Annotated in this window: 5 protein-coding genes, 1 tRNA gene and 2 rRNA genes (1 of these 8 only partly in view); 6 read left to right on the top strand and 2 right to left on the bottom strand. The window is 62.4% G+C overall.

Annotated elements, in window-relative coordinates:
• The 4 genes from SARO_RS13265 to SARO_RS13250 form a co-directional block, all read left to right on the top strand.
• Window positions 1-2448 (top strand): 23S ribosomal RNA (locus tag SARO_RS13265) (it extends 344 nt beyond the left edge of the window).
• Window positions 2449-2598: 150 nt separating this feature from the next.
• Window positions 2599-2713: ribosomal RNA gene (gene rrf, locus SARO_RS13260) — 5S ribosomal RNA — on the top strand.
• Between the two features lie 123 nt (window positions 2714-2836).
• Window positions 2837-2913 (top strand) — tRNA-Met (locus SARO_RS13255).
• Between the two features lie 339 nt (window positions 2914-3252).
• Complete coding sequence (locus SARO_RS13250) at window positions 3253-6603, top strand: hybrid sensor histidine kinase/response regulator (RefSeq protein ID WP_011446269.1); 3351 nt, start codon at window positions 3253-3255, stop codon at window positions 6601-6603.
• On the opposite strand, the gene SARO_RS13245 is transcribed toward SARO_RS13250, so the two are convergent.
• On the bottom strand, window positions 6580-7203 hold the full coding sequence (locus tag SARO_RS13245) for a LuxR C-terminal-related transcriptional regulator (protein WP_011446268.1): 624 nt from the start codon (window positions 7201-7203) through the stop codon (window positions 6580-6582). The two genes, SARO_RS13250 and SARO_RS13245, sit on opposite strands and share 24 nt — an antisense overlap.
• Window positions 7204-7224: 21 nt before the next feature.
• Window positions 7225-9174, bottom strand: a complete 1950-nt coding sequence (gene acs, locus SARO_RS13240; protein WP_011446267.1) for an acetate--CoA ligase — start codon at window positions 9172-9174, stop codon at window positions 7225-7227.
• Between the two features lie 175 nt (window positions 9175-9349).
• Between acs and SARO_RS13235 the strand changes: the two genes are divergently transcribed.
• Together SARO_RS13235 and SARO_RS13230 are read left to right on the top strand one after the other, a co-directional pair.
• Complete coding sequence (locus SARO_RS13235) at window positions 9350-10762, top strand: DcaP family trimeric outer membrane transporter (RefSeq protein WP_011446266.1); 1413 nt, start codon at window positions 9350-9352, stop codon at window positions 10760-10762.
• Window positions 10763-10787: 25 nt separating this feature from the next.
• The gene (locus SARO_RS13230) at window positions 10788-12479 is read left to right on the top strand and encodes an MFS transporter (protein WP_011446265.1); all 1692 of its coding nucleotides are present in this window, start codon (window positions 10788-10790) and stop codon (window positions 12477-12479) included.
• Window positions 12480-12501 lie beyond the last annotated feature (22 nt).

Here is a 12501-nt window from a genome sequence, read left to right as displayed (position 1 = left end):
AGAGTGGCCATAGCGGGTGACAGCCCCGTATGCGAAAGTGATGGATGAGGACTCGAGTAGGGCGGGACACGTGAAATCCTGTCTGAACATGGGGGGACCACCCTCCAAGCCTAAATACTCGTACATGACCGATAGCGAACACAGTACCGTGAGGGAAAGGTGAAAAGCACCCCGATGAGGGGAGTGAAACAGTACCTGAAACCGAATGCTTACAAGCAGTTGGAGCCTCTTTAGGGGGTGACAGCGTACCTCTTGCATAATGGGTCAGTGACTTAGTTTATCGAGCAAGCTTAAGCCGTTAGGTGTAGGCGTAGCGAAAGCGAGTCTGAATAGGGCGCTGAAGTTCGATGAATTAGACCCGAAACCCGGTGATCTAGGCATGACCAGGCTGAAGGTGCGGTAACACGCACTGGAGGGCCGAACCGTTGAATGTTGAAAAATTCTCGGATGAGTTGTGTTTAGGGGTGAAAGGCCAATCAAACCGGGAAATAGCTGGTTCTCCGCGAAATCTATTGAGGTAGAGCGTCGAATGTATGCCTCTGGGGGTAGAGCACTGGATGGATGCGGGGGTCGCGAGATCTACCAATTCTAACCAAACTCCGAATACCAGAGAGACTTGTTCGGCAGACAGACGGCGGGTGCTAAGGTCCGTCGTCAAAAGGGAAACAGCCCTAACCTACAGCTAAGGTCCCCAAGTCATCACTAAGTGGGAAAGCATGTGGGAATCCCAAAACAACCAGGAGGTTGGCTTAGAAGCAGCCATCCTTTAAAGAAAGCGTAACAGCTCACTGGTCTAAACAAGGGTTCCTGCGGCGAAGATGTAACGGGGCTAAAGTGATGCACCGAAGCTTAGGGTGTGATCTTCGGATCACGCGGTAGCGGAGCGTTCCGTAAGCCTGTGAAGCGGTCTGGTAATGGGCCGTGGAGGTATCGGAAGTGCGAATGCTGACATGAGTAGCGACAAAGAGGGTGAGATGCCCTCTCGCCGAAAGACCAAGGGTTCCTGCTTAAAGCTAATCTGAGCAGGGTGAGCCGGCCCCTAAGACGAGCCCGAAGGGGGTAGTCGATGGGAACCACGTTAATATTCGTGGGCCTGGTGGTGTGTGACGGATCACGTGTGTTGTCTGGCCTTATTGGATTGGTCAGGCTTCGAAGTGGTTCCAGGAAATAGCCCCACCGTATAGACCGTACCCGAAACCGACACAGGTGGTCAGGTAGAGTATACCAAGGCGCTTGAGAGAAGTATCCTGAAGGAACTCGGCAAATTGCCTCCGTACCTTCGGAAGAAGGAGGCCCAACCTGTGCGCAAGCACTTGTTGGGGGCACAGGCCAGGGGGTAGCGACTGTTTAGCAAAAACACAGGACTCTGCTAAGTCGGCTTCAAGACGACGTATAGGGTCTGACGCCTGCCCGGTGCTCGAAGGTTAAGAGGAGGAGTGCAAGCTCCGAATTGAAGCCCGAGTAAACGGCGGCCGTAACTATAACGGTCCTAAGGTAGCGAAATTCCTTGTCGGGTAAGTTCCGACCTGCACGAATGGCGTAACGACTTCCCCACTGTCTCCAGGATATGCTCAGCGAAATTGAATTCTCCGTGAAGATGCGGAGTACCCGCGGTTAGACGGAAAGACCCCGTGCACCTTTACTGCAGCTTCAGAGTGGCATTAGGAAAGAATTGTGTAGCATAGGTGGGAGGCTTTGAAGCACCGGCGCCAGCTGGTGTGGAGCCATAGGTGAAATACCACCCTGTTGTTTTCTGATGTCTAACCCAGGACCGTTAGCCGGTTCGGGGACCCTCTGTGGCGGGTAGTTTGACTGGGGCGGTCGCCTCCTAAAGAGTAACGGAGGCGCGCGATGGTAGGCTCAGGCCGGTTGGAAACCGGCTGTTAGAGTGCAATGGCATAAGCCTGCCTGACTGCGAGACTGACGAGTCGAGCAGAGACGAAAGTCGGTCATAGTGATCCGGTGGTCCCTCGTGGAAGGGCCATCGCTCAACGGATAAAAGGTACGCCGGGGATAACAGGCTGATGATTCCCAAGAGCTCATATCGACGGAATCGTTTGGCACCTCGATGTCGGCTCATCACATCCTGGGGCTGGAGCAGGTCCCAAGGGTTTGGCTGTTCGCCAATTAAAGTGGTACGTGAGCTGGGTTCAGAACGTCGCGAGACAGTTTGGTCCCTATCTGCCGTGGGCGTCGATACTTGAGAGGAGTTGCCCCTAGTACGAGAGGACCGGGGTGAACATGCCTCTGGTGTACCTGTCGTTCCGCCAGGAGCGCAGCAGGGTAGCTATGCATGGACGGGATAACCGCTGAAAGCATCTAAGCGGGAAGCCTCCCTCAAGATAAGGTATCATCGAGTCGTGGTAGACCACCACGTTGATAGGCCGGGTGTGGAAGTGCGGTAACGCATGAAGCTAACCGGTCCTAATAACTCTGTTCATGCTTGAAGAGTCCCACCATCAATGACAGCTCTGCGCACGGGAAAGCCTCGTGATCAGGCCTGGCGTTGGACGGACGGTTCCAGCCAGACATCTGAACGGCCGGCTGAAAAGCCGACCTGATACGCATCGATTAAAACAACTTGCGCCGGCTCCATTGCCTGGTGGCCATAGCGTCCGTGCCCCACCCGATCCCATCTCGAACTCGGCCGTGAAACCGGACAGCGCCAATGGTACTAACGCTCAAGCGTTGGAAGAGTAGGTCGTCGCCAGGCATTGCAGCCGGCGCAAGTTGATAAAACCCATTCACAAACACTCCCACGAGCCACCCGCAAATCGCGGTCGGCAAAATGGGAGATCGTTGGGCCGGCCTCGCCGCCAACGATACCAAACCCCAACGCGGGGTGGAGCAGCCCGGTAGCTCGTCAGGCTCATAACCTGAAGGTCGCAGGTTCAAATCCTGCCCCCGCAACCAAACGACAAGAAGCCCCGCCTCAGGCGGGGTTTTTTGTGTTGTGCGAATGCATCAGTTGCTAGCTTTCGCCATGCTGGCGGAGAATCCCTGTGACAGGGTAGAGCGCTGGCGGTAATGAAGCACACTCAACTGTCGCCCGGCGCGGCCTTGGGAGAGGATGCGATAAAATCGCGCCGCGCCGGGTGTTAGTTTCCTGCATTGCGATCCCGCATTTCCGCCCGTTGACCATTTGTTCGACGGGTGCACGAATTGCAGAATGCTCCTGCGATTGATGCTTGCGCGCCGGATTTGTGATTGCAAGCCAATGCCCGTGCAGGTGGCGGTGGGTGATTTAGCCTGATGACAGCGAGTTTTGCCGCGTTTCTGGGTTTGAGCCTTGTGGCGTTGCTCTTCGGGGTTGCCGCCGCGACGGAACGGTTCGGCACGTCGAGCCGCATGGGTCCGAAATTCAGGCACGGCGCGTATACCCTTGGCCTCGGAGTCTACTGCTCCAGCTGGACGTTCTATGGGGCGGTCGGAACAGCAGTCAGCGAGGGTTGGAACTACCTGCCGATCTACCTCGCACCTGTCTTTCTGCTGCTCGCCGCGCCGCGGTTTCTCGAGCGCTTGTCGCGTGCAGTACAAGAAGAGCGAGCCTCGACGATCTCGGACTTCATTGCGGCGCGCTTTGGCCACGATCCGGGGGTAGCCCGTATCATCACGGTTATCGCACTGTGCGGGACCGTGCCGTACATTGCGCTTCAGTTGCGGGGAATGGGTACGGCCATCGCGGCCCTGTCCGGCAGGGATCTTGCGGTGCCGGTGATGGTGACGGCGGCGGGTGGGCTGTCACTGTTTGCCATTCTCTTCGGGGCGCGGCGGTATGAGATTTCCGGGCGGAGCGAGGGCCTGGTGTTCTCTATCGCGCTGGAATCCGTGATCAAGTTGGTGGCGCTGGGGCTGGTCGGTGCTTACGCGGTCTATGTCCTTGCAAAGGCCGGGCCTGCCGATCTCGGCCGCGCGGGAAGCGTGCTGGGGGAGCAGTTTGGCCCGTCCCATGTCACTATAGAGACGTTTACGGTGGCGCTCGTGTCGGCGTTTGCGGTGCTGGTGCTGCCGCGGCAGTTCTACATGGGATTGGCGGAGGCGCATTCTCCGCGAGACTTACCTCGGGCCCGGTTCGGCCTGTCGCTCTACCTCCTGGTGATGGCGGCTCTGATCGTTCCCATCGCGCTGGCGGGGCTGGCGGCCTTGCCCCCAGGCGTCGCGCCAGACAGCTTCGTCCTGCTCCTGCCCGCGCGCGAAGGGGCCGATGCCATTGCGATTGCGGCGCTGCTGGGTGGGCTGAGTTCTGGCGCTGCGATGGTTATCGTCGATGCGACGGCGCTGTCGACCATGGTGTCGAACGACCTCATCTTTCCCGCAGTGGTCCGGAACGAGGGAGCCGCCGGGGCGGGTGATCTCGGGCGAAAGATGCTTGTTGTGCGCCGATTGGCGATTGTCGGCGTCGTCGGCCTCGCGCTTGCATGGGCATTGCTGGTCGATCCGGCGCGGTCGCTTGCATCGATCGGCCTGGTCGCGTTTTCCGCGATGGTTCAATTCGTGCCGCACCTGCTGCTTGCGGTAGCGGCCCCGGGGAGGGATCCGGTGGCAGCGCGCGCCAGCCTGCTGACCGGTCTCAGTCTTTGGCTCTACACGCTCGCCCTTCCGCCGATCATGCCAGCATGGCTGGTGTCGGCGTTGCAGGGGACGATCACCGATCCCTCGCGCCTGCTGGGAATTGGCCATGCTTCACCCTTGGTCCACGGGGTAGGCTGGAGCCTGGCGGCAAATCTGGCAGTCCTTGCGCTCGCCATGGCGCGCCAGAGCCGGGCGCCGCGCATGCCGCGCCTTGTTCTGGTTGACCGGGCGGTCGGCAACCTCGGCGATCTCGCCGGATTGGCCGCGCGCTTCATCGGAGAGGAGCGGGCGCTCGCCGCATTCCCCCGCGAACGGCATGCCAACCCAGTCGATCGTCAGTCGGCCAGGTTGGCCCAGGACCTGATCGGTGGCGTCGTGGGCGCATCGTCTGCCCGGGCGCTGGTGGCATCGGCGCTTGCGGGCGGGCGCATGAACCTGGAGGACGTTACCCGGTTGCTGGACGAGGGCGGGCAGTCGCTGAGCTTTTCCCGGCAACTGCTCGCGGCCACTTTCGAAAATCTTCAGTCCGGCGTCAGCGTCATCGATGGCGAACTCAATCTCGTGGCCTGGAATACACGTTACGTCGACCTGTTCGGCTACCCGCCCGGCCTCGTGCGCGTCGGCGTGCCGATAGCGACGCTCATCCGCTACAACGTCGAGCGCGGAGACTTCGCCGGAACGGTGGAGGAAGAGGTCGAAAAGCGCCTGCGCCACCTGCGGGCAAGACGTTCATATGCCTCGGAAAGGGTGCGCCGGGATGGCAGGGTCATCAAGTCGGTCGGCGGCCCCATGCCTGGCGGCGGCTATCTGACCTCGTTTACGGACATCACCGAGGAAGCGGCGGTCCGGGCAGAACTTGAACGTACACTCGATGAACTCGAACAGCGAGTGAACGACCGGACCAGCGAACTGAGCGAAGCCAATCGCCGCCTTGCCGACGCCACGCGCGAGAAAACCCGTTTCCTTGCCGCAGCCAGTCACGACCTGCTCCAGCCGCTTCACGCGGCTCGGCTCTTCGCCTCGGCGCTCGATCGCAATCTTGAAGGAAATGCCAAGGTGCTGGCGGCGAGGGTGGACCGGTCGATCGTGGCAGCCGAAGCCTTGTTGCGCGCACTACTCGACATTTCCAAGCTGGATGCGGGTGGTATTCAGCCTGACCCCGAACCGGTGCCGCTGGCGCCTCTGATCGCTGACATTGCCGAGAACATGCGTCCACTCGCCGAGGAGAAGGGCATTACGCTGCGTATCGGGAGCCTGGTCGGAACGGTCGACACGGACCCGGGCCTGCTGCGCTCGGTACTTCAGAACCTGGTGGCCAACGCGGTGCGCTACACGGTTGAGGGTGGGGTGATCATCGGGGTGCGGCGGCGCGGGGCTTTCCTGCGCATCGATGTCTATGACACCGGCGTCGGCATCCCGCCGGACAAGCAGCGGGACATCTTCAGCGAGTTCACCCGCCTCGGGTCGGTGGAAGCCGAGGGGTTGGGGCTCGGGCTGGCGATCGTCGAGCGGATCGCGCGATTGATCGGCGCCCGGATCGAGGTCCGCTCGGTCGAAGGGCGTGGCAGCCGTTTCAGCGTGCTCCTGCCGGCAGCAGCTTGCAGCACGGACGTTCCGCCTGATCCCAACGCCGACAAGGCGGATGTCGGTGGGCGGCCACGCGGCGCGCTGAAGGTTCTTGTGGTCGACAACGAACCCGACATCGTGGAGGCAACGGTCGCGTTGCTGGAAGGCATGGGACATCATGCCATCGGTGCAGCGGGGACGGCGCAGGCACTGGAGAAAATCCACGCGGTGGACGTGCTTCTGGCAGATTATCACCTCGATGGGGGCGAGGACGGGCTGCGGTTGATCGATCAGGCGCGCAGCCGCAATCCGACGCTTGCGACAGCATTGATCACCGCCGAGAGCGGCGCGGACTTGCGCAATCGGTTGCGAATGCGGCGCGTGCCCCTGTTCGTGAAACCGGCAGATCCGGCTGCGATCGAGGCCTTTCTGGCTGGCGTGTCAGGAGGCGAGATCGAGCCCTAGGGACCGGGCGACGAGCGCTGCCTGGGTGCGGTTCTGGACATCGAGCTTGCGCATGATCGCGGTCATGTGCGCCTTCACCGTCGCCTCGCTCATCCCCAGGTCATAGGCGATCTGCTTGTTCAGCTTGCCCTCGAGGACAGCCAGTAGGACCTTGAGTTGCGTAGGCGTCAGCCCGGCCACTTCGCGCCGCACCTGCTCGATCGGTTCGGCTGCTGCTGCAGGTGCAGCGCCGCCATCCAGCGCGGCACAAATGGCGTCCTCGATGCGGGTGAGGTCCGCGTCCTTGCGTAGGAAACCTACGGCGCCGAAGGCGCGTGCTTCTTCAGCCACCTGCGCACCTTCAGCGCTTGAGACCACGAGTATGGGGACGTCAGGCTTTTCGGCGTGGAGCAGGGCGATGCCGGAGTAGCCGATGGCACCCGGCATCTTGAGGTCGAGCGTGATCAACCTGAGGTCAGTGGCCTCCGCCGCGGCCTTTGCCGCATTCGCCAGAGTCCCTGCTTCGACGATTCGCGCTGACGGGGCCACCGCTGAAACCGCCAGGGCGAGGGCCTGGCGGAACAGCGGATGGTCGTCGGCAATCAGGATTGTTCCGCTCACGCCCCTCCGGACAGTCCGCGTTCAAGCCCCTGCGAGCTGCGGTCTGTTGGCCAGCAGATTATCGACAACCGACGGATCGGCAAGGGTCGACGTGTCGCCAAGGTTGGAGACGTCGTTCTCGCCGATCTTGCGCAGGATGCGGCGCATGATCTTGCCCGAACGGGTTTTGGGCAGACCGGGAGCGAACTGGATCACGTCCGGCGTGGCGATGGGGCCGATTTCGTGGCGGACCCACTGGATCAACTCCTTGCGCAGCAGGTCGTCGGGCTCGATTTCGGCATTGCAGGTGACGAAGGCGTAGATGCCCTGGCCCTTGATGTCGTGCGGCATGCCGACGACCGCAGCTTCGGCCACCTTCGGGTGGGCGACCAGCGCGCTTTCGATTTCCGCCGTTCCCATGCGGTGGCCCGACACGTTGATCACGTCGTCGATGCGGCCGGTGATCCAGTAGTAGCCGTCCTCGTCGCGGCGGCATCCGTCGCCGGTGAAGTACAGGCCCTTGAAAGTGGTGAAATAGGTCTGGAAGAACCGCTCGTGATCGCCCCACACGGTGCGCATCTGGCCGGGCCAGCTATCGGTCACTACGAGGCACCCGTCAGTCGCGCCTTCAAGGAACGTGCCGTCGTTATCGACAAGCGCGGGCTTTACGCCGAAGAACGGGCGCGAGGCCGAGCCGGGCTTGAGCGCGGTCGCGCCCGGTAGCGGGGTGATCATCGCCCCGCCGGTTTCGGTCTGCCACCAGGTGTCGACGATCGGGCAGCGACTGTCGCCTACGACCTTGTGATACCATTCCCAGGCTTCGGGATTGATCGGTTCGCCCACCGAACCAAGCAGGCGCAGCGAGGCGCGGCTCGTCTTCTTCACCCATTCGTCGCCCTCGCGCATCAGGGCGCGCAGCGCGGTAGGGGCGCCGTAGAAGATTTCGACCTTGAACTTGTCGACCACCTGCCAGAAGCGGCTTGCGTCCGGGAAGTTCGGCACGCCTTCAAACATGACCGTAGTGGCGCCGTTCATGAGCGGTCCGTAGACGACATAGGAGTGGCCGGTGACCCAGCCGATGTCGGCCGCGCACCAGTAGATCTGCCCGGGACGGTAATCGAACACGTACTGGTGCGTCATCGACGCCCAGACCGAATAGCCGCCCGTCGTGTGCAGCACGCCCTTGGGCTTTCCGGTAGAGCCGGAGGTGTAGAGGATGAACAGCGGGTCTTCCGCGTTCATTTCCTCGGGCTGGCAATCGGCGCTCTGCTCGGCGACTGCCGTTGCCCAGTCGATGTCGCGGCCTTCGACAAAGTCCACGTCGGCGCCCGTGCGGCGCAGCATGATCACGGTGTCGACGCCGGGGCATTGCTTCAGCGCCTCGTCCACATTGGCCTTCAGCGGAACCTTGCGTCCGCCGCGCAGGCCTTCGTCCGAGGTGAGGACGATGCGGCTGTCGCAGTCGGTGATGCGGCCGGCCAGCGCATCCGGGCTGAAGCCTGCAAAGACGATGGAATGGATCGCGCCGATGCGGGCGCAGGCCAGCATCGCCACGGCGGCTTCCGGCACCATCGGCAGGTAGATGGTGACGCGCTCGCCCTTCTGGACGCCCTTGGCCTTCAGCAGGTTGGCAAAGCGGCAGACATCGGCGTGGAGCTGGCGGTAGGTGATCTCGCGGTGTGCCTCGTCGGGGCTGTCGGGCTCCCACAGGATCGCGATCTCGTCGCCGCGTTCGGCGAGGTGACGGTCGAGGCAGTTCGCGGCGAGGTTGAGCGTGCCGTCCTCGAACCAGCGGATGCCGAAGTCGGCTTCGTGAAACGAGGTGTTCTTGACCTTGGTGAAAGGCCTGATCCAATCGATCCGCTTGCCGTGTTCGGCCCAGAAGCCTTCGGGATCGTCGACCGACTGGCGATACATATCCTGGTAGCGCGCCTCGTCGACCAGCGCGTTCTGCGCCCACTCAGCCGGTACAGGATAGACTGCCTCGCCCATTTCAGGCTCTCCTTTTCAGATTCTGCTCTTGCCGGGCGTGTTACCGCACCCCGGCCATGCGGGGCTTCTAGACAATAGTCGTAGATATAAGACCATCCTCTCTCTGGTTGCCAAGCCCCGGCCGGGGAAAACTGCCGGCAGGATGTCGCGAAATAGCGATGCCGGGAGAGGGAAAATGCTCGAAACACGCTGGCGCCGCTGTGCGTTCATGCTTGCCGCATCCGCGCTGACCGTGCCTGCCGTGGCTCACGCCGCCGGTTCGACCAGTCGTGAGGCCGAACTCGAAGCGCGCCTGCTGAGGCTGGAGAGCGAGATGGAGGCCATGAAGGCCGACCTCGCCCAGGCCCGCGCCGACAAGGCCGATGCCGGCATCCACGCTGCGGAGGTGGCCGAGGCCGCGTCGGAGAAGGCCGACGCCGCCACCGCCAAGGTGGCCGCGCTCGAGGCCAAGCCCCAGCCCGAAGGCTTCCGGGTCGGCAGTACGACCGTGAAACTGGGTGGATGGATCAAGCTCGTCGCCACCAGCAGCCGTTTCAGCGACGGCGAGGTCGCCAACAATGCGTTCGGGCGCGATTTCTGGCTGCCGCAGCAGATTCCGGTGGGCGGCGGACATGCCGTGCGCGAGCAGGATTTCAGCGCTCGCCAGTCGCGCTTCTGGCTGAATCTCGATACCACGGTCGCCGGGCACAGCCTCAAGGGCTACGTCGAAACCGATTTCGAGACGGCGCCGGGCACGCAAGGCACGCAGCGCACCACCAACGGCTACAACCTCGCGCTGCGCCGTGCCTATATCCAGGTCGACAAGTGGACCTTCGGCCAGGACTGGTCGACCTTCCAGTACACCGGGGCCCTGCCCGAAAGCACCGACTACGTTGGCACCACCGAGGGCACCGTCTTCGTGCGCCAGCCCGTGATCCGCTACTCGACCAAGGTGGGGGACACGATGACGCTGCACGTTTCGGTCGAGAACCCGGAAACCGCCACCGCAACCGCCGGCTCGGCCACGCTTGTCGAGAACGGCGACGATCGCATCCCAGACTTCGCCGCGCGTCTCGTCTGGAACGGCAAGGCCGGAGAGCTCTCGCTGGCGGGGCTGGCGCGTGAACTGCGCATAGAAAACAATGGCGTTGCCGACAGCCGCTTTGGCTGGGGCGTCAGTGCGGCGGGCAAGCTGTTCCTGGATGACGACAAGGTCAGCGACCTGCGCTTCATGGCGACATACGGGCAGGGCGCCAGCCGCTACATTGGCGCGAACTTCGCTCCGGATGCGGTTTTCGTCGGTGCCACCGGCAAACTCGAGAACGTCACCGTCGCCTCGGCCATGGTCGCGGGCCGCTTCGGCATCGCGCCGGGCCTGCGCGCCAACCTGATGGGGAGCTGGCAACGGGTCCACTACGCCGATGCGCTGACCTCCGCGATGGTCGGCACATACAACAAGCAGGCGTGGAGCCTTGCCGGCAACCTGTTCTGGTCGCCGATAAAGAATGTCGACCTCGGGATCGAGGTCCGGCACGGTGAGCGCAAGCTCGTCAACGGTGCGAGCGGTTCGCTCGATCGCATCGAGTTCGCCGCGAAGTACGGTTTCTAAGAGCCCACAATAATAGGGGAAGAGGATGTCCAACCTTGAGATAGCGGATGATTTTTCGGCTTTGCCGAAACATCATCAGGCCACGCACAACGAGAAGCTGATCATAACCGCGTCTTCGCTAGGCACGGTGTTCGAGTGGTACGACTTCTACCTCTATGGTCTCCTCACCGCGATCATCGCGGCGAAGTTCCTGACAGGGCTCAACCCGACGACCTCGTTCATCATGGCGCTGCTCGTCTTCGCGGCGGGCTTCATCGTCCGTCCTTTCGGGGCACTCGTGTTCGGCCGCATCGGGGACATGGTGGGCCGCCGCTATACCTTCATCGTGACGCTGCTGGTCATGGGCCTGTCGACCTTCCTTGTCGGTTGCCTGCCCACCTATGAAACCGTCGGCGTGGCCGCGCCGATCATGCTCGTCGTCCTGCGCATGTTCCAGGGCCTGGCCCTGGGCGGGGAATACGGCGGCGCCGCAACCTACGTGGCCGAGCACGCGCCCGAAGGAAAGCGGGGGCTCTATACGAGCTGGATCCAGATCACCGCGACGGCCGGGCTGGCCATGGCCTTGCTGATCGTGATCCTCGTGCGCTCGCCGGTCACCGGCGTGGGTGAGGAGGCGTTCAAGGACTGGGGCTGGCGCGTGCCCTACCTGATCTCGGGCCTGTTCCTCTGCGTGGGGCTGTGGCTGCGCCTGAAGCTGCATGAATCGCCCGTCTTCCAGAAGATGAAGGACGAAGGCACATCCTCCAAGCGTCCGCTGGGCGAAGCCTTCGGCGAATGGAAGAACCTCAAGATCGTGCTGATCGCGTTCTTCGGCGCCATCGCGGGCCAGGCCGTGGTCTGGTACACCGGCCAGCTCTACGCGATGTACTTTCTCGAAAAGATGCTCAAGGTCGATGGCCTTACCGCCAACACGCTGATCATCGTCGCGCTTGCCTGTGCCACGCCGTTCTTCCTGTTCTTCGGCTGGCTGTCGGACAAGATCGGTCGCAAGAAGATCATCCTGGCCGGTTGCGCGCTCGCTGCGCTCACCATGTTCCCGGCGTTCAAGGCGCTGACCGAAGCGGCGAACCCCGCCCTTGCCCATGCCCAGGCCAATGCGCCGGTAAAGGTCTTGGCCAACCCCGCCGAATGCTCGTCGCAGTTCGACCCGGTAGGCGCGAACAAGTTCGACACCACAAGCTGCGACATCGTCAAGAACGCGCTCGCCAAGGCGGCGGTGAACTACGAGAACGTCGCGGCACCCGCCGGCACCATTGCTTCGATCCGGATCGGCAGCACCACCATCGTCGCTCCCGATCCGTCGAAGGTTTCGGGTGACGAGAAGAAGGCCGCCATCGCCGCCTTCGCCAAGCAGGTCACCTCCGACCTGGAGACCGTGGGCTACCCGGCCAAGGCCGACCCTGACCAGATCGACAAGCCGGTCGTCGTGGCGATCCTGTTCTATCTCGTCCTGCTGGTGACCATGGTCTACGGTCCCATCGCGGCGATGCTGGTCGAACTGTTCCCCAGCCGCATCCGCTACACCTCGATGAGCCTGCCGTACCACATCGGCAATGGCTGGCTCGGCGGCCTGCTCCCGGCCATCGGTTTTGCCATGGTCGCGGCCAACGGGGATATCTACCACGGCTTCTGGTACCCGGTGATCGTGGCCGCCGCCACTTGCGTCATAGGCCTGGTGTTCCTGCCGGAGACGTACAAGCGGAGCATCGACGACTAAGGTCTTACTGGAGCGGGTAGCG

Origin of the sequence: Novosphingobium aromaticivorans DSM 12444, assembly GCF_000013325.1 — a bacterium.
GTDB lineage: Bacteria > Pseudomonadota > Alphaproteobacteria > Sphingomonadales > Sphingomonadaceae > Novosphingobium > Novosphingobium aromaticivorans.
Note: the sequence above shows the minus strand (reverse complement) of the source record. Positions and strands in the feature narration are given on the sequence as shown.

What these genes read in the sequence shown, in the direction of transcription:
- SARO_RS13250 (WP_011446269.1), top strand. Translation starts at nt 3,253, where the DNA reads ATGACAGCGAGTTTTGCCGCGTTTCTGGGTTTGAGCCTTGTGGCGTTG.
- acs (WP_011446267.1), bottom strand. Translation starts at nt 9,174, where the DNA reads ATGGGCGAGGCAGTCTATCCTGTACCGGCTGAGTGGGCGCAGAACGCG.
- SARO_RS13235 (WP_011446266.1), top strand. Translation starts at nt 9,350, where the DNA reads ATGCTCGAAACACGCTGGCGCCGCTGTGCGTTCATGCTTGCCGCATCC.
- SARO_RS13230 (WP_011446265.1), top strand. Translation starts at nt 10,788, where the DNA reads ATGTCCAACCTTGAGATAGCGGATGATTTTTCGGCTTTGCCGAAACAT.